This window comes from Parasphingomonas caseinilytica (assembly GCF_036663755.1).
Classification (GTDB): domain Bacteria; phylum Pseudomonadota; class Alphaproteobacteria; order Sphingomonadales; family Sphingomonadaceae; genus Sphingomonas.
The window spans coordinates 1,273,934-1,297,709 of sequence record NZ_JAXOJL010000001.1; the positions used below are offsets into that span (position 1 = coordinate 1,273,934).

Annotated in this window: 19 protein-coding genes; 8 read left to right on the plus strand and 11 right to left on the minus strand. The window is 64.8% G+C overall.

Translation table 11 applies throughout. The annotated features are described in order from the left end of the window. Positions 1–22: 22 nt before the first annotated feature. From U1738_RS06085 to U1738_RS06095, 3 genes are read right to left on the minus strand one after another with little or no spacing between them, the layout of a single operon-like run. The gene (locus U1738_RS06085) at positions 23–412 is read right to left on the minus strand and encodes a YdbL family probable chaperone protein (protein ID WP_443026971.1); all 390 of its coding nucleotides are present in this window, start codon (positions 410–412) and stop codon (positions 23–25) included. Beyond that, entirely contained in the window at positions 412–606 is a 195-nt protein-coding gene (locus U1738_RS06090) for a YnbE family lipoprotein (protein ID WP_332788108.1), read from the minus strand. Before U1738_RS06090 ends, U1738_RS06085 begins: the two co-directional genes overlap by 1 nt. Next, positions 603–3,755 (minus strand): intermembrane phospholipid transport YdbH family protein, encoded by a 3,153-nt coding sequence (locus U1738_RS06095; protein WP_332788109.1) that lies wholly within the window; start codon positions 3,753–3,755, stop codon positions 603–605. Before U1738_RS06095 ends, U1738_RS06090 begins: the two co-directional genes overlap by 4 nt. 92 nt (positions 3,756–3,847) lie before the next feature. Between U1738_RS06095 and radC the strand changes: the two genes are divergently transcribed. Next, entirely contained in the window at positions 3,848–4,531 is a 684-nt protein-coding gene (radC, locus tag U1738_RS06100; protein WP_332788110.1) for a RadC family protein, read from the plus strand. A gap of 141 nt (positions 4,532–4,672) precedes the next feature. Here the strand turns inward: radC and U1738_RS06105 are convergent, their stop codons facing one another. Then, the gene (locus U1738_RS06105) at positions 4,673–5,248 is read right to left on the minus strand and encodes an EF-hand domain-containing protein (protein ID WP_332788111.1); all 576 of its coding nucleotides are present in this window, start codon (positions 5,246–5,248) and stop codon (positions 4,673–4,675) included. A 125-nt stretch (positions 5,249–5,373) separates the two neighbouring features. Between U1738_RS06105 and purB the strand changes: the two genes are divergently transcribed. Further along, complete coding sequence (gene purB, locus U1738_RS06110; protein WP_332788112.1) at positions 5,374–6,684, plus strand: adenylosuccinate lyase; 1,311 nt, start codon at positions 5,374–5,376, stop codon at positions 6,682–6,684. 334 nt (positions 6,685–7,018) lie between these two features. Continuing rightward, positions 7,019–8,527: a glycosyltransferase family 39 protein gene (locus tag U1738_RS06115; RefSeq protein WP_332788113.1), complete on the plus strand. Its 1,509-nt coding sequence runs from the start codon at positions 7,019–7,021 to the stop codon at positions 8,525–8,527. 150 nt (positions 8,528–8,677) lie between these two features. On the opposite strand, the gene U1738_RS06120 is transcribed toward U1738_RS06115, so the two are convergent. The 3 genes from U1738_RS06120 to dnaK all read right to left on the minus strand — a co-directional run bounded on the left by U1738_RS06120 (position 8,678) and on the right by dnaK (position 12,295). Next, entirely contained in the window at positions 8,678–8,980 is a 303-nt protein-coding gene (locus U1738_RS06120; protein WP_332788114.1) for a hypothetical protein, read from the minus strand. Between the two features lie 154 nt (positions 8,981–9,134). Continuing rightward, on the minus strand, positions 9,135–10,253 hold the full coding sequence (gene dnaJ, locus U1738_RS06125) for a molecular chaperone DnaJ (protein WP_332788115.1): 1,119 nt from the start codon (positions 10,251–10,253) through the stop codon (positions 9,135–9,137). A gap of 134 nt (positions 10,254–10,387) precedes the next feature. Beyond that, positions 10,388–12,295 carry a molecular chaperone DnaK gene (dnaK, locus tag U1738_RS06130; protein ID WP_332788116.1) on the minus strand — a complete coding sequence of 636 codons (1,908 nt, stop codon included), beginning with the start codon at positions 12,293–12,295 and terminating at the stop codon, positions 10,388–10,390. 173 nt (positions 12,296–12,468) lie between these two features. Here dnaK and U1738_RS06135 point away from each other — a divergent pair, with 173 nt between their 5' ends. From U1738_RS06135 to U1738_RS06145, 3 genes are all read left to right on the plus strand, one after another. Continuing rightward, complete coding sequence (locus U1738_RS06135; protein ID WP_332788117.1) at positions 12,469–12,900, plus strand: copper chaperone PCu(A)C; 432 nt, start codon at positions 12,469–12,471, stop codon at positions 12,898–12,900. Positions 12,901–13,155: 255 nt separating this feature from the next. Continuing rightward, positions 13,156–14,370, plus strand: coding sequence for a M20 metallopeptidase family protein (locus U1738_RS06140; RefSeq protein WP_332788118.1), 1,215 nt, complete (start codon positions 13,156–13,158; stop codon positions 14,368–14,370). A gap of 88 nt (positions 14,371–14,458) precedes the next feature. Next, positions 14,459–16,441, plus strand: coding sequence for an OPT family oligopeptide transporter (locus U1738_RS06145; RefSeq protein WP_332788119.1), 1,983 nt, complete (start codon positions 14,459–14,461; stop codon positions 16,439–16,441). A 46-nt stretch (positions 16,442–16,487) separates the two neighbouring features. Here U1738_RS06145 and U1738_RS06150 read toward each other — a convergent pair whose 3' ends face one another. The 4 genes from U1738_RS06150 to queF form a co-directional block, all read right to left on the minus strand. Then, positions 16,488–17,003, minus strand: coding sequence for a hypothetical protein (locus U1738_RS06150; RefSeq protein WP_332788120.1), 516 nt, complete (start codon positions 17,001–17,003; stop codon positions 16,488–16,490). A gap of 34 nt (positions 17,004–17,037) precedes the next feature. Then, entirely contained in the window at positions 17,038–18,324 is a 1,287-nt protein-coding gene (locus tag U1738_RS06155; protein WP_332788121.1) for a glycoside hydrolase family 130 protein, read from the minus strand. 46 nt (positions 18,325–18,370) lie between these two features. Next, on the minus strand, positions 18,371–20,641 hold the full coding sequence (locus U1738_RS06160) for a glycosyltransferase family 4 protein (RefSeq protein ID WP_332788122.1): 2,271 nt from the start codon (positions 20,639–20,641) through the stop codon (positions 18,371–18,373). A 179-nt stretch (positions 20,642–20,820) separates the two neighbouring features. Further along, positions 20,821–21,279, minus strand: a complete 459-nt coding sequence (gene queF / locus U1738_RS06165; RefSeq protein ID WP_332788123.1) for a preQ(1) synthase — start codon at positions 21,277–21,279, stop codon at positions 20,821–20,823. A gap of 134 nt (positions 21,280–21,413) precedes the next feature. On the opposite strand from queF, the gene sseA reads away from it, so the two are divergent. Continuing rightward, complete coding sequence (gene sseA, locus U1738_RS06170; protein ID WP_332788124.1) at positions 21,414–22,253, plus strand: 3-mercaptopyruvate sulfurtransferase; 840 nt, start codon at positions 21,414–21,416, stop codon at positions 22,251–22,253. Beyond that, a complete protein-coding gene (metC, locus tag U1738_RS06175; protein ID WP_332788125.1) occupies positions 22,208–23,449 on the plus strand; it encodes a cystathionine beta-lyase in 1,242 nt (413 codons plus the stop codon). Before sseA ends, metC begins: the two co-directional genes overlap by 46 nt. Positions 23,450–23,776 lie beyond the last annotated feature (327 nt).

Here is a 23,776-nt window from a genome sequence, read left to right on the forward strand (position 1 = left end):
GAACAGCCACATAGTCAGCGAATCACACGCAGCTCGGGCTACGCTCCGGAGCAGCCGCCGTGCGCGTCTTCCACGAACCATCCGGTGCCTTATACTTCTCGCCCGGCTGCGTATTGGCAATCAGGTTGCAGCCGAAGGTCACGCCGTAATCGTTGATCGTCACGCCCGCCGCCTGTGCTTTTTCCGCATAGGTCGCCTTGCGCTGGATGTTGATCTTGTCGACGATCGCCTGAACACTCGCCCCGCCGCTCACCACGCCGAGATAGCCGTTGGGCTGCTCGCCCACCTGCCCCGCCTCGCGCGCCGCGGCATAGGCCGGATCGCGCTGCGCGAATGCGGCGCTGGACACACAGGCGAACAGCACCGCGCTCGCCGCGAATATGTTGCCCCGAACATGAGAAAATTTCATCATCAGAATATTCCCGGTTGCGCCTTGATGGTCGCTTTCGCCTCACCATCGAGGCGGTATACGACTTCCTGCTTCACGTTGATATTGAGATTGATCTCGATCGGCTTGTCCGGCGCGCTGACGTTCACGCATCCGGTGCTTGTCGCGATCAATCCCACCACCACGAAGGTTCGTCTCCACTGCACGGATGCTGTCATGGCACGGTCTCGCTTTCTTGAGGCTGAACGGGGGTCTTCGCGGAATTGGGGATCTGCTGGTCGCGCCGCTGGATCAACGCCGGCAGGTTGCGCTCGATCAGCAGGCGCGGATCGTAGAACGATCGCACCGAATCGAACAGACCACGGAACGGTGCCTTGATCTTCACATTGAATACGAACGGCAGGCGTTGCAGCCGCCGGATCAGGAAATTGCTTTTCGCGCCCTCGCCCTGGTTAAGCCCTGCGAAATGCGCCTCGGTGATCATCTCACCGGCCAGCGGCCCGTTCATCACCAGGTCCAGATCGCGGTAGCGGAGCGATCTCAGCGCCTGAAACGCCAGATTGCCCCAGACGCCGAGATTCTCCTTCGACACCTCGCCCAGATACGCGATCGTCCCGCCGCCGGGGCGCGACTTCAGCGTACCGTTTTCGATTCGCCCGCCGGTGAAATCGAAGATCATCGGCAGCCGCCCGTCGAACACGCCGGTCGCGCTAAGGTTCTCGAAATCGAACTGTTGCAGGAATTTCGCCGCCTCCATGCCGGTGACGGTCAGCGTCATGTGCCGCTCCTGCTTGTCGGAGAAGTCGAGCAGGGTCGGCTCCAGCACCAGACTGCCACCGGCGAACGGCCAGCGCGCATCCTCCACCTGGATCCGCGCCTCGGGCAAGGTCTGGTATCGCAGCACTCCGTCGCTGACGACGACGCCGGTATTGATCGTCTTGATCGTCGCCACCTGCCCCGGCGCACTTTGCAGCGCGAGCAGATCGGTGAAGCGGATTTCGGTCGTGATTCCCGTCACCGGGCCAAGTCCCGCGGCCAAATTCATGTCGGTCGTACGGAACACGCCGTCGCTCGTCACGCCGTCCGGCGACCAGCGGATATGCCCCTCGCCCGTCACCGTGCCGACGACGTTCTGGATCACGCCGGTCGTCAGCGGAGTCAGCTCGTCGGGCTGCAACCCCTTATCGGCAAAGACGAGCCCCGGCACCGCGATATCGGCGCTTCCGCTGCCGCTCGCCAGCGTATGCCGCAACGCGATCTGCGCGACGGACACGTTGCGGCTCGGTTCGTAGAGCAGACCCGCCACCCCGATCACGCCCTTGTCCAATCCAAGCGCGACATCGCGCGCGGCCAGCGGCTTGAACCGTGGCACCGCCGCCGAATCGCTCACCGTCATCGCACCGGTCAGGCCGAGTCGCCCGTCGAACCCCCAGATGCCGCTCGCCGCCGACAGTATCAGGGGCACTGCGCCGATCTGCCCCCCGCCGCCCGCGAACGTGCCGGAGATCCCGCCGCGTTCCTTTTTGCCCTCGATCCGAGCGAAATCGAGCCGGGTCACACGATCCGGCGCACCCAGCCGCACCGCAATATCGCTCAGCGCGAAGCTGAGGTCCGCCAATCCGAACCGCGCAGCCGACGCGGCCAGCGTCACCGGCGAACTGCCCAGCGTGCCGGACAAGTGCGGCGCGGCGATGCTCGCGCCACCGCTCATCCTTGTGCCATCGATCGCCAGCATCGCCCCGCCGACCGGGCACAGTCGAAGGCTGGCCGGGCGCAGGTTCAGCCCCGACACCGCCAGCGTCCGCCACCCGACCGCCGCGCAATCCGGATTGATCGCCACCCGCCCACGCCCGTTCCAGATCCCGTCCAGCGGCACATCCAGCCCCTCGACGCGTCCGTCTCCAAGCGGCCCGGACAGCGTAATCCGCGTCGCAAACCGGCTGTTCCCGCGCGGCGTGGCGCTGAACCGCAACGGCGTGAAGGCCAGGCTCGCCCCGCCTGCCTGATAAGGCCGGTCGAGCGACACCACACCCGTCACCGCCGCCCCCGGCGCAGCCTGTGCCAGCGTGGCCTTCAAACCCGGAAAGCCACCCCCGCCCATCGCCAGTGCCCCCGCGACCCGCAGCGCGCCGCCCTTCGGATCATATACGACATCCGCATTGTTCAGCGCCGCATTGAACCCAGACCGCGAGGACAGCGTGACTTGACTGACTCGAACCGGCCCATCGCTCCGCCACCCAAACCGCACCTGTCCGCCGATCGACTTCCCCGCCGCGACCCCGGCCTGCGCCAACGCCTTGGCAAGCGGCCCAACCGGCGTTCCCGCCCCCGCACCACCCAGCCGCGCAATCGCCGCCAATCGCCCAGGCGCAATCGTCACGTCCGACGCATCCACATAGCCGCCCGGCGCGATCTCGATTCCCGGGCCGATCTTATACTCGCCACCGAACCCCAGCCGCGCGCCCGATCCCTCGGCGCTGGCAAAGCGTCCGGTATCCAGCTTCACCCGGCCCGACGTGCCTGCCTTAGTGCCCGCAAACCCGATCCAGCCCGTCACCGATTCGGCGCGCACCAGCGGATGCGACGCTGCCCCGCTCGCCAGCCGCACCTCGCCCTTCCAGCTATCCAGCGCAGCACCCAGCGCTACCGTCAGGTCAGCACCCAACGCACGAAGGTTCGCACCACCGCACGACACCGCGCCCGCCCGCACCGGCCCCTTCAACGACGGCGCGGCCTTGCTCACCCCGATCGCCAGCGCCGCCGCGACCTTGTCTGCCACGCACCCGCCGGCCTTCAGCCGCTCCGACACCGCCGCCAGATTGCCCCTGAACCCGTCGTTCAACCGCCCGCGCCCGCTCAGCTTCAGGCCCAGCAGCCCCTGCGGCGTCTCCAGCCGCATCCGCGCATCCGCCACGTCCACGCTCAGCGCCGGCAACGCGAACGGCTTCCCGCTCGGCGCAGGCAGCAACTTGTCGACCGCGCCCAACGACAGCACCCCATCCACCAGCCTGCCACGCACCCGCACCCGCCCGGCGCGCACCGCATCCACGCTCGCACCCGAAAAGCCGACTTCGGTGCGCAACTCGACCCAGTCCGCCACCAGATCGGGCCGCGCCGGATCGCCGATCACCACATTGGTCAGCCGCTGCCGACCCAGCCCAAGCTCGGCGATGTCATACGTCGCCGGCACGTCATGCTCGGCCAGATAGCGGTTCACATATCCGCTCGCGATCGGCTTGCGCTGCGTCCAAAACGCGATCAGCCCGACCAGCAGCACGATCGCGATCACGCCCGCGATCCGTGCGCCCCGCCCCAATCGCGGCAGGCGGCGACGTCGCCCTTCATTTTCGTCGCTACTCGCCGTCACGCCGTCGCACTCTCCAAATCATCGCCAGCATAGGGGCGGAGCCGCGTCATGCAATTGCGCGCGCGGTCCTGCCTGCGTAATCCTCCGCGCCGATGAGCGTTCCCGATCAAGACAATGCCGGCCACCGCGCCCGGCTGCGCCAGCGCCTGGTCGAGACCGGCGGCGACGGGCTGCTCGATCACGAACTGATCGAATATCTCCTCGCGCTTGCCATCCCCCGCCGCGACACCAAGCCGCTGGCCAAGCAGTTGCTCAGGGAATTCGGCGGCATCGGCGGGCTGCTCACCGCCGACCCGGAAGCCTTGTCGCGCGTGTCCGGAATGGGCGAAACCTCGATCGCCGCAATCAAGATCGCCCATGCCGCCGCGATCCGGCTGGTGAAATCCCAAATCGCCGATCGGCCGGTGCTCGCCAACTGGCAGGCGCTGCTCGATTATCTCCGCGCCGACATGGCCCACCACCCGATCGAGCGCGTCCGCGTGTTGCACCTCAACACCCGCAACATGCTGATCCGCGACGAATTGATGAGCGAAGGCTCGATCGACCAGGCTGCCGTCTATGTCCGCGAAGTGATCCGCCGCGCGATCGATCTCGGCTCGGCCGCGATCATCCTCGTCCACAACCACCCCAGCGGAGACCCCGCCCCAAGCCGCGCCGATATCGATCTGACGCGCAACATCATGGAAGCCGGCAAGCGCCTGAACATCGCGGTCCACGATCATATCATCATCGGCACCGGCGGCCATGCGAGCTTGCGGGCGATGGGACTGATCTAGCCCCCGTCATCCCGGACTTGATCCGGGATCCCGCTGCCTTCTTCCCCGCATGCAGTGAAAGAAGCGCAATCCTCGCCCGCACAAAAAAACCGCCGAACCCAAAGGTCCGGCGGCCTTTCCGTATCTCACATCAGCGGCACATCACCCCTGGGCAAGAAACGCATTCAGCTCGGTCATCGAAACCGACTTGTTCTTGTCGGTATCCGCGCTGGCGAAGGCCTGCCCGATCCAGGTCTTGGTGTCCTGGCTATCCGCCTTGGTCGCCGGATCGCTCGCGGTCTTTAGCGCGACCATCCACGATGCGAACTCGGCACTGTCGAGCTTCCCGTCCTTGTTCTTGTCATAGGTCGGGAATTCCTTGCCGACGACCGCAGCAACCTGTTCCGCCTTGGCCGGGGCTGGCTGGGCCGCCGCCTGACTTGCGGGTGCAGCCGCCGGATCCGTGGCCGGCGCGGCCTGCGCGACGTTATCCGGCGCAGGTGCCGCCTCGACCGAAGACGGTGTTGCAGTGGTGGGCGCAGCTTGCGCCGGTGCCGCCTGAGTCACCGGAGCGGCTTCCGCAGGAACCGGCTTGTTTTGTGCCAGAACAGGTGCAGAAATCATTACGGCGCTGGCTAGAAAAATATGTTTCAACATGGTTTCTCTCCGAATATTAATCTGTCGAAGCCCGGCGAATGCTTCCGCATCCACCTGATCGAGCTTGCCTATACCAACCATCATCCTGCCGCTTTGTTCATTTCGCTTCCGTTTGAAGCTTCGGCCCGTCCCTGCTAACGCCCGGCTCACCGCGAATCCCGCTCCGGACCGCGCCGCCTTTCGTCTCGCCTGTTAGAGGAACCCGCATGGTCCCCCGCTATTCCCGCCCCGCAATGGCCGCGCTCTGGACGCCGGAGGCGCGCTTCCGCATCTGGTTCGAGATCGAGGCGCACGCCACCGACGCGCTGGCCGATCTCGGTGTCGTGCCGAAAGAAGCCGCCGCCGCCTTGTGGGCGTGGTGGAACACCAATCCCGAGATCGACGTCCCAGCGATCGACGCGATCGAGGCCGTCACCAAGCACGATGTGATCGCCTTCCTCACCTGGGTCGCGGACAATGTCGGGGATCAGGCGCGCTTCATGCACCAGGGCATGACCTCGTCCGACGTGCTCGACACCTGCCTGTCGGTCCAACTCGCGCAAGCCAGCGACATATTGATCGCCGATCTCGATGCGTTGCTCGTCGTGCTCGAACGCAAGGCGCGCGAACACAAGCTGACCGCCACGATCGGCCGCAGCCACGGCATCCATGCCGAGCCGGTCACGTTCGGCCTGAAACTGGCGCAGGCCTATGCCGAATTCGCCCGCAACCGCGCCCGCCTGGTCGCCGCGCGCGCCGACATCGCCACCTGCGCGATCTCCGGCGCGGTCGGCACCTTCGCCAATATCGATCCGGCGGTCGAAGCGCACGTCGCCGAGAAGATGGGCCTCGCGATCGAACCCGTCTCGACCCAGGTCATCCCGCGCGATCGCCATGCGATGTACTTCGCGACTTTGGGCGTGATCGCCTCGTCGATCGAACGCCTCGCCACGGAAATCCGCCACCTGCAACGTACCGAAGTGCTGGAGGCGGAGGAATTCTTCTCGCCCGGCCAGAAGGGTTCGTCGGCGATGCCGCACAAGCGCAACCCGGTGCTGACCGAGAATCTCACCGGCCTGGCCCGCATGGTCCGCGGCTATGTCACGCCCGCGCTGGAGAATGTGGCGCTGTGGCACGAACGCGACATCAGCCACTCCTCGGTCGAGCGCTATATCGGCCCCGACGCCACGATCACGCTCGATTTCGCGCTCGCCCGCCTCACCGGCGTGATCGACAAGCTCGTCGTCTATCCGGCGCGGATGGAAAAGAACCTCAACAAGATGGGCGGCCTCGTCCACTCGCAACGCGTGCTGCTCGCGCTCACGCAAGCCGGCGTATCCCGCGAGGATTCCTATCGCCTCGTCCAGCGCAACGCGATGAAGGTGTGGGATTCGGACGGCGAACTGTCGCTGATGGAATTGCTCAAGGCCGACCCCGAAGTGACCGCCGCACTGTCGGTGGCGGAGATCGAGGACAAGTTCGATCTCGGCTATCACCTGAAGCACGTCGACACGATCTTCGCGCGGGTCTTCGGCTGACGATGATCGGGGGCGGTTTCGTCTCGACTGTCGAAAGAAGCCGCTTCCCCGGCGAAGGCCGGGGCCCAGTCGCGGAGGTGGATGTCACCTCGCGCAGCACCCGACGACTTCTGTCTCCCGACTGGGCCCCGGCCTTCGCGAGGCCTCTGCGAAAGTCACGCAACTTCGCCATTTACCGTCACCCCGGACTTGTTCCGGGGTCCACCGTGACGCAAAATCAGTGCCCTGCGAGCATGCGGAGCGGTGGACCCCGGAACAAGTCCGGGGTGACGGAGGAGTTTCGCAGAGGCCTCGCATTTGCCGGGGAAGCACCGCACCACGCACCGTCAGTACCTTGACAGGCCAGTCGCAAAACCCCTGGCCAGCCCGAGCGGCCCTCACCGCCGCGACGCTCGCCTTCGCCTGGGGCCTCGCCCGCCTCGCCGCGCACGCCGCCTTCGCCTTCGGTTACCCTTATGATCTCGATTATGGCGAGGGCGTGGTGTGGCAGCAGATGCGCTACATCCTCGCCGGCCATGGCTATGCGCCGTTGCAGGCCTTTCCGGCCTTCGTGTTCGAATATCCCCCGGTCTACCCGCTCGTCACCGCCGGCACTGCGCGCGTGTTCGGGCTGGACGAACTCTATGCCGGTCGGCTCGTATCGTTCGTCGCGACCGCGATCTGCGCGCTGCTGATCGCCTTGCTCACCGCCCGCGCGATTCCGCCGGACCAGCCGCGCCGCATCCGCCGCGCCGCCGCTGCCTTCGCCGCGCTTGCTTTCGTCACTTTGCCCGTAGTGCTCACCTGGGCGCTGCTGATGCGCATCGACATGCTCGCCTGCGCGATCACGCTCGCGGGCATGGCGCTCGCCGCCGCCTCGATCCGGCGGCCGAAGCTCGCGATTGCGGCCGGCATCGCCTTCGCCGCTGCGCTCTACACGCGCCAAACCAACCTGCCCGCGCCCGCCGCAGCTTTCCTCGTGCTAGTGTTCGCCAACCGCCGCGCGGCCTGGACGATGCTCGCCGCCGCTATCGTGTCCGGCGGTATCGCGCTGGCGATATTGGAGGCGATGAGTGGCGGCTATTTCCTGGTCAACATCCTGTTCTACAACATCAACCGCATCGTCTGGGCGCATGCGACTATGCTCGGCGCGGTCCTGCTCGCCAGCATCGTCACGCTGGCGCTCGGCACGATCGGCCTCGTCGCGGCAAGTAAGAGCCTCGGCTGGCGGACCCTCCGCGAGCGGCTTCCGACCGATCCGAACCTCGTTACGCTCGCCCTCGTCGTCCTCACCCTAGCACTCAAGACATTGATGCTCCCCGCGATCCTGAAATCGGGCGCGAGCGATAATTACCTGATCGACTGGTTCTCCGGCATCGCCGTGCTGATCGGCATTGCCGTCGTCCCGCTGCTCCGCGCCGCCACCCGCCTGCCCGCCCGCCCCAGCCTGTTGCTGCTCGCATTGGTTGGTCTCGGCATCGCCGTGCAGATGAGCGACCCGCCGCTCACGCCCGATACCGCCAAGGCCGCGTGCGACCGCCCGGCGCTCGACGCCATCGTCGCCCGCATTCGCGCCAGCCCGAAACCGGTTATCACGGACGACATGGTCCTGCTGCTGCGGGCGGGGCAGCCGATCCTGTGGGAACCCGCGATCGTCGCCGAACTGGGCGGGGCCGGCGTGTATGACGAACGGGCGCTCGCCGCGCGCGTCCGCCGCGGTGATTTCGGCTTCTTCGTCACACGCGGTGATCGGGGCAGAACGCTCTACGATCAGCGCTTCAATCCGGTCGTCGCCGACGCGATCGACGCCGCCTATCCGCGCCGCGAACAGGCCGGCGATCTGACGCTGCATTTGCCACGCTGACGTCGCTCATGCGGCAGCCATCGCCCGGCAAACCGCCCGCCGTAACAAAAGTGCAAAAATTGCACTCGCACTTGCACGCAACAATATTGCGTGATGGCGAAATAATCCTATTTGAGCCGGACCGGACTTATCCGGCACTCTCGGAGACTATCAATGCGCAATTTCGAAGCCGTGGTCAGCGGAATGCTGGCCCTTGCGGCTCAAGCGCTGGTGGTCGGGGCGATCTTCGCCTTCTGACCCATCGGCCAGCCCGCCCTTTTCGAAGAATCGAAAGGGGCGGACACGGCCGGCGGGGTCAAGATTTTTTCCCCACGCTATTTGTATAAAGCTGCCGTGATCCTGAACTCGTTTCAGGATCCATCGTGCAGCCAGTCCCGTCTTGCCCCGTGGAGGAATAGATCCTGAAACAATTTCAGGATGACGGTATTGGTGGTTCGCAAGATTCCCCTGCACACACCGCCTCCCCGGCGAAGGCCGGGGCCCAGTCAGGACACATTAGTGATCGGGTGCTGCGCAAGTAACATCGATCAGCGCGACTGGACCCCGGCCTTCGCCGGGGAGGCACTACAGGTTGGCGGGGACGACACACATCACCCGCCCCCAACCCTCACCCCCAGGCGCTCTTCATCTTCTGGAAGAAACCCTCGCTCTGCGGGTTGCAGTCGCCATTCTCGGTCGCGCGGAACTGCTCCAGCAATTCCTTCTGCTTGGCCGAAAGCTTGGTCGGCGTTTCCACCTCGAGCCGGATCACCAGATCGCCACGCCCGCGCCCTTGCAGCACCGGCATGCCCGCGCCGCGCTGACGCAGCTCGCGCCCGCTCTGCGTGCCAGCCGGAATCTTGATCGCATGGTTCACCCCATCCGGCCCCGGAATGCTGATCTCTCCACCGAGCGACGCGGTGGTGAAGCTGATCGGTGCGCGCGCGAACAACGTCGTCCCTTCGCGCTCGAACAGCGCATGTCGTGCGACGTGCAGGAAGATGTACAAATCGCCCGGCGGCGCACCCCGCGCACCCGCCTCGCCCTCGCCGGTCAGGCGCACGCGCGTGCCCTCGTCCACGCCGGGCGGGATGTTGACGGTCAGCGTCTTGGTCTTCTCGACCCGGCCTTCGCCATGGCAATTGCCGCACGGATCGGCGATCACCTGGCCCGCGCCGTGGCAAGACGGACAGGTCCGCTCGACCACGAAGAAGCCCTGTTGCGCACGCACCTTGCCATGCCCGCCGCACGTCGCGCAGCCCTTGGCACTCGTACCGGGCTTCGCACCCGTGCCGCTGCACGAATCGCACTGCGCCGAGACGTCGACCGTAATCTCGGTCGACTTGCCCTGGAACGCATCCTCAAGCGTGATTTCCATGTCGTAGCGCAAATCCGCGCCGCGCCGGGGCCCGCGCTGTTGCCCGCGCTGCCCGCCCATGAATTCACCAAAGATGTTCTCGAAGATGTCGCCGAAGTCGCCGAAGCCGGCACCCTGCCCGCCACCACCGCCGCCGCCATTGCGGAACGCGTCATGGCCGAAGCGATCGTACGCCGCGCGCTTCTGCGGATCCTTCAGGCAGTCATAGGCTTCGCTGATCGCCTTGAACTTGCCTTCGCTATCCTTGCACCCGGAATTCTTGTCCGGATGGTATTTCATCGCCAGCTTGCGATACGACGTCTTGATCGTCGCATCGTCGGCGCTGCGCTCGATTTCGAGCAGTTCGTAAAAATCGATCTCGGTGGTCACGCCCCAGCCCCCGCATTCACCCCGTTACCCCCGCGAAGGCGGGGGTCCCGCTTCGTCTTCCGTGCCGAACGACCGGCAGAAGAAGAAGCGGGATTCCCGCCTTCGCGGGAATGACGGGTGAAGTTCACTTCAACTTACGCCTTGTGGTTGTCGTCGACTTCCGAGAACTCGGCATCGACCACGTCTTCCTTCGGCACTTCTGCAGCAGCCTCGCCTTCCGGCGAAGCTTCGGCCTGGGCCTGCTTCTCGTAGATCGCCTGGCCGAGCTTCATCGCGACCTGGGCCAGCGCATCCGACTTGGTCTTCATCGTTTCCGGATCACCGCTCTCGACTGCGGTCTTCGCTTCCGCGATCGCCGCCTCGATCTCGCCCTTCAGCGCAGCGTCCACCTTGTCGCCATTGTCGGCCAGCTGGCGCTCGGTCGTGTGGATAAGGCTGTCGGCGTTGTTCTTCGCCTCGGCCGCCGCACGGCGCTTCTTGTCGTCCTCGGCGAACTGCTCGGCGTCGCGGACCATCTGGTCGATGTCCTTGTCGCTGAGGCCGCCCGAGGCCTGGATGCGGATCTGCTGTTCCTTGCCGGTGCCCTTGTCGCGCGCCGAGACGTTGACGATGCCGTTGGCGTCGATGTCGAACGTCACCTCGATCTGCGGCACGCCGCGCGGTGCCGGCGGAATGCCGACCAGATCGAACTGGCCGAGCATCTTGTTGTCGGCCGCCATCTCGCGCTCGCCCTGGAACACGCGGATCGTCACAGCGCCCTGATTGTCGTCGGCGGTCGAATAGGTCTGGCTCTTCTTGGTCGGGATCGTGGTGTTGCGATCGATCATTCGGGTGAACACGCCACCCAGCGTCTCGATGCCCAGCGACAGCGGCGTCACGTCGAGCAGCAGCACGTCCTTCACGTCGCCCTGCAACACACCGGCCTGGATCGCGGCACCCATCGCCACGACCTCATCCGGGTTGACGCCCGAATGCGGCTCCTTGCCGAAGAAGTCCTTCACCACCTGGCGCACCTTGGGCATGCGCGTCATGCCACCGACGAGGACGACCTCGGTGATGTCCGCCGCCTTGACGCCGGCATCGGCCAGCGCCTTCTTGCACGGCTCCAGCGTGCGCTGGATGAGATCCTCGACCAGCTTTTCGAGATCGGCGCGGGTGATCTGCTTGACGAGATGCTTCGGCCCGTTCTGGTCGGCGGTGATGAACGGCAGGTTCACTTCCGTCGTCGCGGCCGAAGACAGCTCGATCTTCGCCTTTTCCGCGGCTTCCTTCAGACGCTGAAGTGCCAGCTTGTCCTTGGTCAGGTCGATGCCCTCGGCCTTCTGGAAATCGCTCGCCAGGAAGTTGAGCAGCTTGTTGTCGAAATCCTCACCACCCAGGAACGTGTCGCCGTTGGTGGCCTTCACCTCGAACACGCCGTCGCCGATCTCGAGGATCGAGATGTCGAACGTGCCGCCGCCAAGATCATAGACCGCAATCGTCTTGTTGGTGTCCTTGTCGAGGCCGTATGCAAGCGCCGCCGCCGTCGGCTCGTTGATGATGCGCAGCACTTCGAGGCCCGCGATCTGCCCGGCATCCTTGGTCGCTTGGCGCTGTGCGTCGTTGAAGTACGCCGGCACGGTGATCACCGCCTGCGTCACGGTCTCGCCGAGATACGCCTCGGCGGTTTCCTTCATCTTCTGCAGCGTGAACGCGCTGATCTGCGACGGCGAATAATCCTTGCCGCCGGCCTGCACCCACGCATCGCCATTCTGGCCCTTCACGATGTGATAGGGCACCAGCTCGGTGTCCTTCTTGGTGATGGGATCGTCGAAACGACGGCCGATCAGGCGCTTCACCGCGAACACCGTGTTTTCCGGATTGGTCACCGCCTGGCGCTTGGCCGGCTGGCCGACCAGCCGCTCGCCATCCTTGGCGAATGCGACGATCGACGGCGTGGTGCGTGCGCCTTCCGCATTCTCGATCACCTTGGGCTTGCCGCCCTCCATCACCGAAACGCAGGAATTGGTCGTGCCGAGATCGATACCGATTACTTTAGCCATGGTCCTGTAGGGTCCCCGTCTTGTCTAAAAAATGCCTCTTGGCCACGGAACCTTTTTCAAGGGCCCGCGGCACGCTGCTGAAGGCGATATAGGGGGGCTTTCGCTTGCCGCAAGATTGTCGCGGCCTTAGAGTCGCTTGAACCATCCCGAAGCGGGAGCCAGCTTTGCGCGCCTTGTTGCCCATCCTCGTCACGACATTTGCACTCGCCGGGTGCAGCCCGCCCGCTCAGATCGCTGCGGAGGGCGCCTATGTCCGGCTGTCGGCCGTGCCGCGCAATCCCGCTGCCGCTTACTTCACGCTCAAGGGCGGCCCCGCCGACGTGACGTTGATGAGCGTCGAAAGCACGGTCGCAATCCGATCCGAAATGCATGAATCGATGAAGTCGGGCACGATGATGTCGATGAAGCCGATCCAGCCCGTCCCCCTCCCCGCGCACGGCGAGGTGAAGTTCGCGCCCGGCGGCAAGCACGTCATGCTGTTCGACATGAACCCCGGCATCAAGCGTGGTTCGAAAGTGCCGTTGCTGTTCACCTTCACCAACGGCCAGCGCGTTCGCACCAACGCCATCGCCATCGCCGCCGGGGATCCGCCACCGGCGGAGTAAGGCGCACCTCGCTCGTCCCAAAAACGACGTCATCCTGAACTCGTTTCAGGATCCATGCGCGGCCAGCAACCAAATCTGACAAGGTCTTCGTGGCGTACGAACGCGCCTGGATGCTGAAACAAGTTCAGCATGATTTGGGAGGGCCGCTAAAAACATAGCCGCATTTCGCGCCACCCAAACCGGATACGAACCCGATACTTTCGCCGCGCGCCAGATGGGCCTAGTCTGACGGAAATTCCCGCAAGGATTCCAATCATGACCCTCCAATCCCCGATCGACTGGACCGCCATCGGCGAAGCCGAACTGACCGACGCGATCGCCCTGCGCCGCGCGATTCATGCCGATCCGGAGATCGGGCTGCACTGCCCGCGCACGGCCGACAAGATCAAGGCCGCGCTCGCCGGGCTGCCACTCGAGATCCGCGACAGCACCAGCACCACCGGCTTCGTTGCGATCCTGCGCGGCGGGCGCGACAATGGCCGCACCGTCCTGTTGCGGGGCGACCACGATGCGCTGCCGATGCAGGAGGAAACCGGCCTGCCCTTCGCCAGCCAGGTGCCCGGCGCGATGCACGCCTGTGGCCATGATTCGCACACTGCGATGCTGGTCGGCGCGGCGCGGGCCTTGTGCGCACGGAAGGACGACCTGCCCGGCACGATCGTTTTCATGTTCCAGCCCGGCGAGGAAGGCCATCACGGCGCGCGCTTCATGATCGAGGATGGCCTGCTCGCGAATCCAGCGCCCGAGGCGGCATTCGCGCTGCACATCTCGCCCAACATGCCGTCCGGCGTGTTCGTCAGCCGCGCCGGCCCGCTGCTCGCCTCGACCGATGCGATCAACATCACCGTTCGCGGTGCCGGCGCGCATGCCGCCATGCCGCAGGACGGGCTCGATCCGATCCCGGTCGCATGCGAGATCGTCACCGCGCTCTCCACCTTCGTCGCGCGGCAGATCGCGGTCACCGATCCCGCCGTCCTGTCGATCACCAAGATCACCGCCGGTTCGGCCTATAATATCGTGCCGGACGAGGTGCAGATGCTCGGCACCCTGCGCACCCTCTCCAACGCGACCCGCGTGAAAGCAAAGGACGGTCTGGCCCGCATCGTCGAACATGTCTCCGCCGCGCACGGCTGCACCGGCCATCTGCGCATCGACGAAGGCTATCCGGTGACGCAGAACGATCCGCGCGCCGTGGCGCTGATCCGCGACATCGCAACGCGCATGGGCGGAGACGGCGGCTATGTCACGATGCCCGCGCCGATGATGGGCGGCGAGGATTTCTCCTACGTCCTGCGCGATATTCCCGGCGCTATGGCGTTCGTCGGCGTCGCGCCGGAGGGCACCGATCCGCGCACCAATCCGCCGTTGCACAATACGAAGATGACGATCGACGAAAGCGTGATGGCCAAGGGCGTGGCGATGCATTGCGCGCTCGCCGATGCGTTCCTGAACGACGGCTTCGGGGAGTAAGATCGCGTGCAGGCGTAGAGGTTAGACGGTGGTCTCGCCGCCGAAAAAACACTGTCCCCCCGCCCCGCCGCTGTGCCACGATAGCATCATGACCGACACGCGCACCGCTACCCCCGCCCGCCCGCTCGCCGAACTGACGCTGCGGGGTATCGTCCTCGGCGCGCTGATCACGGTATTGTTCACTGCGGCCAACGTCTATCTCGGGTTGAAGATCGGGCTGACCTTCGCCACGTCGATCCCGGCGGCGGTGATCTCGATGGCGATCCTGCGTTTCCTGCCCAATTCGAACATCCTCGAAAACAACATCGTTCAGACCATCGCCAGCGCGGCCGGCACGCTGGCGGCGATCATCTTCGTGCTGCCGGGCCTCATTCTGGTCGGGTGGTGGAGCGGCTTTCCGTTCTGGACCACCGCGTTCGTCTGCATGGCCGGCGGTATTCTGGGCGTGATGTTCTCCGTCCCGCTCCGCCGCGCTTTGGTGACGGGATCGGACCTGCCCTATCCCGAAGGCGTCGCCGCTGCCGAAGTGCTGAAGGTCGGCACCGAATCCGCTGCGGGCGATGTCGAGAACGCCAAGGGCCTGCGCGTCATCGTCTTCGGATCGGTCGTTTCGGCGGGCTTCGCCCTGCTCGCCGCGATGAAGCTGGTCGCGGCGGAGGCCGCCAAGAACTTCCGCGTCGGCGGCAGCGCGAGCGGGGTTTCGGGCAGCTATTCGATGGCGCTGATCGGCGTCGGGCATCTCGTCGGCCTGTCGGTCGGCGTGGCGATGTTCGTCGGGCTGCTGATCGCCTGGGTCGGGCTGGTGCCGTATCTCACCGCCGGCAACGCCTTCACCGCGCCGATCGATACCGTGGTCAGCGGCGTGTTCCGCGGCCAGGTGCGCTTCATCGGCGCGGGCACGATCGGAGTGGCGGCGATCTGGTCGCTGCTGCGCATCGTCGGGCCGATCATCGGCGGTCTGCGCTCGGCAATGGCCGCGTCGCGCGCCCGCTCGGATGGCGAGACGCTGGAGCTGACCGAACGCGATCTGCCGATCGGCATCGTCGCTATCTCGGTCCTGCTCACCCTGCCGCCGATCGCTTGGCTGTTATGGACCTTCTCCGCCGGCGGGCCGGTGCACGAACATCCGCTTGCCGTGATCGGCGGGACGCTGATCTTCATCCTGATCGCGGGCGTCCTGATCGCGGCGGTATGCGGCTATATGGCCGGCTTGATCGGCGCGTCGAACTCGCCGGTGTCGGGCGTCGGCATCCTCGCGGTGCTGGGCGCATCGTTGCTGCTGGTCGCGGTGTTCGGGCACGGCGTGGATCCGTCGCGCGCCAACGCCTTGGTTGCCTACGCCCTGTTCACCACCGCGATCGTGTTCTCGGTGGCGACGATCTCCAACGACAATCTTCAGGATCTGAAGACCGGCCAATTGGTTGGCGCGACGCCGTGGAAGCAGCAAGTCGCTTTGGTGCTGGGCGTGATCTTCGGCTCGCTGGTCATCCCGGTCGTGCTCAACCTGCTCAAGGACACGTTGGGCTTCGTTGGCATGCCGAATGCCGGGCCGAACGCATTGTCGGCCCCGCAGGCGGCGCTCATCTCCAGCCTCGCCAAGGGCGTGCTGGGCGGCGATCTCGACTGGAGCCTGATCGGATCGGGCGCGCTGATCGGCGTGGTGGTGATCGCGCTCGACGAACTGCTTGGCCGCACCGGCAAGATGCGCCTGCCCCCGCTCGCGGTCGGCATGGGCATCTACCTGCCGATGTCGCTCACGTTGTTGATTCCGATCGGCGCGGTGATCGGCCATTATTACAACCGCTGGGCCAAGGCCTCGCCCAACCCCGACTTCGCCGAACGCATGGGTGTGCTCGCCGCAACCGGCCTGATCGTCGGCGAAAGCCTGTTCGGCGTCGCCTTCGCCGGCATTGTCGCCTGGGCCAACCGCTCCGGCCCCATCCCCGCCATCGACGCGCCGCTGGCCGTGGTGGACGCGGGGTTCGAGGGGACGGCACTGTGGGCGGCACCGGTGCTGTTCGTGGTGCTGATCTGGGGTTTGTATCGGCGGACGCGGGGGTTGTCGGCCTAGCGAATAAGGAGCATCGCCTTCCCTTGGCCAGCAGCAAATCTTATTTTCAGCAATCGTCCGTCGACAGTGGCAGGGTGGCGACAAGCTCTTCCGCGCCGTGTAAATAAGCCGATAGCCAAAGCCTTGAGCCATCTTGGAACGACAAACGATATTCGCCTCGCATCTCGCTCTTTATGATCCCGGTGATGTCAGAAATTTTTTGGGAAAATTCGCGCCCCGTTAAACTACGCACGCGCAATTCGTTTCCCCGCCAAGCAATCACTCGCCCATATGCGGACCAAAACGTATAACAAGCTATCGCGCCGAACCCGACAACAAGGATCGCCACATAGCCGTTCTGTTCGGCAGCATCGGGCCGCGTGGACCCACCGCTGAGCAACAGGTACGCCATTACCGCAACTAGTGAAGCGCTTCCGAAAATGGTCCCTTTTAGCAGCCAGCCCGCACGCAATCTCTTCCAGCCATCTGGCGTTAGCTGCCCCTTCCCATGCGTTCGAGCCGCAAGGGCAGTAAAGCCGACAGCAATGACGCCTCCAATAAGACTACTGACTATCGCGCTCAATGATGTTTCCCAGGCTGCACCAAGGCTGGCTTCCTTACCCCGCCGCCATCTCCGCCAGCATCGTGCTGATCGGAATGAACGCAAACGCCACCGAACTGTCCGCCACGCCGTAGGGCACGAACAACGTATCGCCATGCCGGATCGCGCCGCAGGTATAGACGACGTTGGGCACATACCCCTCGCGGTCCTGATCCGCCGCCGCGAGGATCGGCTGGATCGTCCGGCCGATCACCTTGGAGGGATCGTCCTTGTCCAGCAGCACCGCGCCGATCGAATATTTCCGCATCGCGCCCACACCGTGGGTGAGCAGCAGCCAACCCTCGTCCAGCTCGATCGGCGGACCGCAATTGCCGATCTGTACCAGCTCCCACGGATATTTGGGTTCGAGCAGCCGCGTGCCCTCCTCCCAGTGCGTCAGCGTGTCGGATTCGAGCAGGAACAGGTTCTCGCCATCCTGCCGCCCGATCATCAGATATTTGCCGTTCACCTTGCGCGGGAACAGCGCCATGCCCTTGTTGCGGCTAGCCGGGCCGGACATCGGCACCAGATCGAACGCCCGGAAATCGCGCGTCCGCATCAACTCCGACTGGATCTGCGAGCCGTTATAAGCCGTGTAGGTGCCGAGCCATTCGATCGATCCGTCATCATGCGTGAACTGGACGAGGCGCAGATCCTCCAGCCCCTTCGATTGCGCCGCAGTGATCGGGAAGATAACCGTGCCCGACAGCGTGGAGTCGCGGTGACGATACACCGTGATTGGCCCAGCCGGTATCGCTTCCTCCTCCACGCCGATCGCATCGGTGGCGGTGGCGAAGGGCGGCTCTGGCGCGAGCTTCAACTGGTTCTGGTCGGTAATGATCCCTTCGCGGAACGCGACCGAAGAAATGTGCCCCTCGCCCACCGCCCGTAAGGACATCAGGATACGCAGCGATCCCGCCGGCATGCCCGACTGATCGAAATGCGGCGTCGCGCTGGGGTTCATCAGCGCCGCGGCGGCATAGGAATATTCGTGGCAGAAATAGGCACCGATCAGCTGGCGCTTCTCGTCGCCGATCTCGCTGCCATCCAGATCGAGCATCGCTTCGATCTCGTCATAGCGGGTCATGAACACGCGGCGCGTCTGCCAGTGGCGCGCCTCGAAATCCTTCAGCACGATTTCCAGCTCGGCGCGCGTCTGTTGCGTGTCCATCTCCAGCACTTCGCGCACGAGGCGCTCGGTGCGGCTGCCGCCATTGCCGGCCCAGGCCAAATGGAACGGACGCACAACGACCCGTGACGGGTCCGCGTGAAGACGCAATGCGTGATGGAACAACTCTGACACGGACTTCCTCGCTTCGACGCCTTCAAACGCGGCGTCGCTAGCGAGGCTAAGCGACGGCGCTAGACGGTCCTGCCACGCTTTCGACGCGCTTTGAAAGCCCAGAAATGGCGCAAGAGGCCAATTGCAGTGCCAGAATCGACTCCGCACCCTGATTTCGGTTCAATCCGGTCGGCATCAGGCCATCGAAACAGCCGCCATCGGCCTTCGTCGCCAACGGCATGTCGAGATCGTTTTGGCCGAGATACCAGCGATACGCGCGGTTCGCCTCCTCGACCCAGCGCAGATCGGCGGTCGCATCATAGGCCGCGACACACGCATCGACGGTGGCCTGTGCCTCCAGAGGCTGCTGATCGAACGGCAGCGGCTCGGCATAGACACGTCCGAAGCTTTCGGTGCCCACCGCGCGGAAACGTCCTTCGGGCGAGGTCTGCCTGCCGATGATCCAGTCGAGCGTATCGAGGCCGGACTTGACCAGATCGTCGCGCTTCAGCGCGATGCCGGCGCGGATCATGCCTTCGGGCAGACGCGCATTGTCATAGGCCAGCACGATCTCGAACCATTCCCATTCCGGGCGGCGCGCCACGGCGAGCAAGGCCAGCAATTCGTCGGAGAAGCGCGCCAGGATCTGCTGCGCGAGCGCATGGCCGGGATGCGCCTCGAGCACCGCCGCCGCACCCAGCATGCAGAAGGCATGCGCGCGCGGCGAACCGAGATCGAGCGCCAGCGACGCCGTCATGTCGAACATCGACATCGCCCAGTCGCGATGCTTCGCCTGCGTCGCATCGCGCGCGGTGACGCCGAGCGCCCAGAGCGTACGACCGTTCGAATCCTCCGACCCGAATTCCTCGCACCAGGTGCGATCGAAATTCATGAAATTGCGGAAACGCCGCACATCCGGGTTCCAGGCATATTGGATGAATGACTGATAGATCGTCATCCACTTGTCTCGCGTCGTCTCGTCGAGATCGTCCATCCGCGTCAGCAGCATCAGCGCACGGACATTGTCGTCGATACAATATCCGTGGCGGCGATCCGGGATCGAATAGATCGAATGCTGCAACATGCCGGTCGAATCGCTCATCCGCTCGACGGCGGAAAAGTCGGGCTTGAGCGCAGCGACGCTGGCGCTTTTTGGCAGGCGCCGGGGTTTGGCGGCGACCATCCCGGCGATCTCACGCACCGCCGTTTCGGCCAGCACCGGCCAGATCATCGTGCGGCCGCGCGCATAGGCACGCTCGGACAGGCGCGTGCGGTTACGATCGCTGCCCAGCAACAGGTTGATCTCGCGCGCGAAGGCCGCACTGTCCCCGAAATCGACCAACACGCCGTGGCCATCGGCCAATATTTCCGTCGCATGCACATAAGGCGTCGAAACCACTGCCTTGCCGACACCGACCGCATAGCTGAGCGTGCCCGACGTGATCTGCGCCGGATTGCTGTACGGCGTGGCATAGATATCAGCCGCCTGCAGATAATCGATCAACTCGTTATGCTCTAGAAACGCATCGATGAACTCGACGTTCGCCCCGACGCCAAGATTGGCGGCCAACGTCTTCAACCGGTCGCGATACTTCTCGCCTTCATGCGCGACGAGGTTCGGATGCGTCGCGCCGAGCACGGCATACAACACGTCCGGGTGCGCCTCGACGATCGCCGGCATCGCCTCGATCAACGTCTCAATGCCCTTGTTCGGTGCGAGCAGGCCGAAAGTCAGTACGACCTTGCGACCTTCCCAGCCGAACTGCGCCTTCAGGCTGTTCGGATCGACGAAATCGCGATCCGGCACACCGTGCGGGATCATCACCACGCTTCGACCGCTCGCGCCATAGACGCGCTCCAGGATCTCGCGCCCACGCTCGGCCATCACGATGACGCGCGACGCGCGACGCAACAGGCCCTCCATCACACGGCGCTCGTCGGCGCTCGGCTTTTCAAGGATCGTGTGCAACGTGACGATCACCGGAATCGATACGCGATCAAGCAACTGGAGGATCATCTCCCCCGCCGCGCCACCGAAGATACCATATTCGTGCTGCAACCAGATCGCCTTGGCCCCGCTCGTCTCGATCGCACGGGCGGCGGCGAGGTAGGACATACGATCCTGATCGGGGATGCTCATCGTCACTTCGGACGGGTAGTCATACAGCCCCGGATGGTCGTCCATGGCATAGACGTCGACCTGCATGTCCGGGAAACGCGCCTTCAGCGCCGTGAACGTATCGGTGGTATATGTTGCAAGGCCGCATTTACGCGGCAGGAAATTGCCGATCAGCGCGATGTGATCGATGCCGGAACCTGCCTCTGCCGCGTACGCCATCATGCTACCTCTGATGTGGAATTGGGACTGGGAGCCCCGACTCTGCCTCCCTCGAACGGCCTGGAAACAATATGGTTGCAATGATGTTGCAGTGCAACGCGGGAATGGGAAGGATTCTGATTGATTGCGATCAATATTGACGCCCGATGAACGGATTCGCGCGACGAAACGATTCTGATTTAGCCTCTCCCGCGATACCCCGGCACATCTTGCGACGGCAGCCACAGCCCCTGGGGTGGCGCGCCAGACTGCCAGAACACGTCGATCGGAATGCCACCGCGCGGATACCAATAGCCGCCGATGCGCAGCCATAACGGCTGCATCTCCGCGAACAGACGCTCGCCGATGCCGACGGTGCAATCCTCATGAAACGCCTGATGATTGCGGAACGCGCCCAGGAACAGCTTCAGGGACTTCGATTCCACGATCGTCGCGGCGGGCGCGTAATCGATCACCAGATGCGCGAAATCAGGCTGCGCCGTCACCGGGCAAAGCGAGGTGAATTCCGGCGCGGTGAAACGCACCAGATACGGCCGCCCGGTACGAGGATTGGGCACGTAATCGAGGATCGCCTCCTCCGGAGAGGCCGGGAGCGCGCTGGTCTTGCCGAGATGGGCCAAGGAGTTCGGGGGTGTCATGCGGACCTATCTAAGCAATCGCACGCCAAATTGGAACGCATGCGCCACATTCCGCGTCTATCGACCCCCGGCTTCACTCGACGGCGCGCCCGGCACTGGCTAGGGAGGCTCAAACGGCACTTTGGAGAGACTGCATGGACTCGCTGGTAACGACGGAATGGCTGGCAGGCGAACTGGGCGCGAACGATCTGCGCATCGTGGACGCGACCTATTTCGCCGGCTTCGGAGATCGCGACGCGGCGGCCGAATATGAGAAGGCGCATATCCCCGGCGCAGTGTTCATGGATCTGGGCGAGATCGCCGACACGTCCAGCGATCTGCCCTCGATGCTGCCGGCACCGGAAAAGTTCGCCAGCCGCATGCAATCGCTCGGCCTGGGCGATGGCAGCCGCATCGTGCTGTACGACAATTCCCCCTATCACACCGCCGCGCGCGCCTGGTTCATGCTCCGCACCTTCGGCGCGCATGACGTGGCGATCCTGGATGGCGGCCTTGCCAAGTGGCAGTCCGAGGGCCGCGAGGTCGCCAGCGGCAAGGAACAACTGCGCCATCGCCACTTCACCGTCTGGGCCGACGACAAGGGCGTGCGCAGCAAGGATCAGCTGAAGGCGAATATCGACAGCAAGGCGGAACAGGTGCTCGACGCCCGCTCCGCCGCGCGCTTCACCGGCGAGGAACCCGATCCGCGCGCAGCGACGCATGCCGGGCATATCCCGGGTTCGAAGAACCTGCCGGTCGGCGAGCTGTTCAACGAAGACGGCACCTACAAGACCGGCGACGCGCTGAAGGCCGAATTCGAAGGCGCGGGGATCGATCTCGCCAAGCCGCTCGTCACCACCTGCGGTTCGGGCATCACCGCATCGGTGCTGGCCTTCGGCGCACACCTGCTCGGCAACGAAGCGGCGGTCTATGACGGCAGCTGGTCCGAATGGGGTGCGGCGAGCGACACGCCCAAGGCGACCGGCGCGGCGTGAACAGCGACGACGGCGACCGGCCCGTCGAGGACGCTACGCGCGTCGTCAATGCGGGCCGCCGCAAGGAATGGACCGGCGGGATCGTCAACCCGCCGGTATGGCGCGCGTCGACGATCCTGTACGACGACGTCGCCAGCCTGCGCGAGCGCGGGTCGAACACGCACCACCGCTTGTTCTACGGCCGCAAGGGCACGCCGACGCAATGGGCGCTGGCCGACGCGCTGACCGAGCTGGAGCCCGGTGCGGACGGCACCTTCCTCTATTGCTCGGGCGTCGCGGCGATCGCCGCCGCCTTGCTGGCGGTCCTGTCACCGGGCGACGAACTGCTCGCGCCCGACAGCGCCTATGATCCGACGCGCGGGCTGGCAATGGGCCTGCTCAAGCGGATGGGGATCGGGACGCGGTTCTACGATCCGCTGATCGGGGCCGGCATCGCCGACCTGATCGGCGAGAACACCCGTGCGATCCTGATGGAAAGCCCCGGCAGCCTGACCTTCGAGGTGCAGGACGTGCCCGCCATCGTCGCTGCAGCGAAAGCGCGCGGCGTCACGACGTTGCTCGACAACACCTGGGCCACGCCGCTGCTTTTCCCGGCGATCGCGAAGGGTGTGGACCTGACGATCCTCGCCTGCACCAAATATGTCGTGGGCCATTCGGACGTGATGCTCGGGTCGGTCACCGCCGCAGCGGGGCATTTCGCCAGACTGCGCGACACCAGCTTCCAATTGGGCCAGGTCGCCAGCCCCGACGATTGCTGGCTCGGCTCACGCGGCCTGCGTACGATGGCGATACGGCTGAAGCAGCACGAGGCAAGCGCGCTCAGGATCGCGCATTGGCTGGCCGAACAGCCCCAGGTCGCAACGGTGCTGCACCCCGCCCTGCCCGGCTGTCCTGGCCATGAACATTTCCTGCGCGACTTCAAAGGCGCGTCCGGGCTGTTCTCCTTCGTCCTGAACGGTGGCAGCGAAGAAAGCCGTGCGGCGCTGATCGACGGGCTCGACCTGTTCGGCATCGGCTATAGCTGGGGCGGGTTCGAAAGCCTCGCGCTGCCGGTCGATCCGCAGCGCTATCGCAGCGTCACGAAGCGCGACGATGCCGGGCCGATAGTCCGTCTGCAGATCGGCCTAGAGGACCCGGACGATCTGATCGCAGACCTTGCCGCCGGCCTCGCACGGTTCGACGCGGCTACAGCTTAACACCCTCGAATAACCCAACCGTTCGTCCTGAGCCTGTCAAAGGCGTGCTCAGGGCACGTGCTTCGACAAGCTCAGCACGAACGGCGGAGAAACGGTGGAGAGTGGCTCGGCAGCTTAGCGAGCTCCCACCGCGCCGCACCAACCGCCAAAGATGAATGCGCGATGAGCCACCACGCCACTGTGGCGCGCCAGCAACACAACAGCAATGTTTCGGACACGTTTCAGAATTAAGTTGTGCAGTGCAGCGTCATTCGGCAATTGCGTTGCGTCGGGGATCAGCCGCGCGGGGTGCTTCCAGCGCCCGACAGATGCGGCAAATCTTGACGA

Excerpts from the sequence above, each read along its gene's own strand:
- U1738_RS06090 (WP_332788108.1), bottom strand. The coding sequence starts at position 606 with ATGACAGCATCCGTGCAGTGGAGACGAACCTTCGTGGTGGTGGGATTG.
- sseA (WP_332788124.1), top strand. The coding sequence starts at position 21,414 with ATGGACTCGCTGGTAACGACGGAATGGCTGGCAGGCGAACTGGGCGCG.
- U1738_RS06085 (WP_443026971.1), bottom strand. The coding sequence starts at position 412 with ATGATGAAATTTTCTCATGTTCGGGGCAACATATTCGCGGCGAGCGCG.
- queF (WP_332788123.1), bottom strand. The coding sequence starts at position 21,279 with ATGACACCCCCGAACTCCTTGGCCCATCTCGGCAAGACCAGCGCGCTC.
- dnaK (WP_332788116.1), bottom strand. The coding sequence starts at position 12,295 with ATGGCTAAAGTAATCGGTATCGATCTCGGCACGACCAATTCCTGCGTT.
- metC (WP_332788125.1), top strand. The coding sequence starts at position 22,208 with ATGGGGTGCGGCGAGCGACACGCCCAAGGCGACCGGCGCGGCGTGAAC.
- U1738_RS06145 (WP_332788119.1), top strand. The coding sequence starts at position 14,459 with ATGACCGACACGCGCACCGCTACCCCCGCCCGCCCGCTCGCCGAACTG.
- U1738_RS06140 (WP_332788118.1), top strand. The coding sequence starts at position 13,156 with ATGACCCTCCAATCCCCGATCGACTGGACCGCCATCGGCGAAGCCGAA.
- U1738_RS06105 (WP_332788111.1), bottom strand. The coding sequence starts at position 5,248 with ATGGTTGGTATAGGCAAGCTCGATCAGGTGGATGCGGAAGCATTCGCC.
- radC (WP_332788110.1), top strand. The coding sequence starts at position 3,848 with ATGAGCGTTCCCGATCAAGACAATGCCGGCCACCGCGCCCGGCTGCGC.
- purB (WP_332788112.1), top strand. The coding sequence starts at position 5,374 with ATGGTCCCCCGCTATTCCCGCCCCGCAATGGCCGCGCTCTGGACGCCG.
- U1738_RS06160 (WP_332788122.1), bottom strand. The coding sequence starts at position 20,641 with ATGGCGTACGCGGCAGAGGCAGGTTCCGGCATCGATCACATCGCGCTG.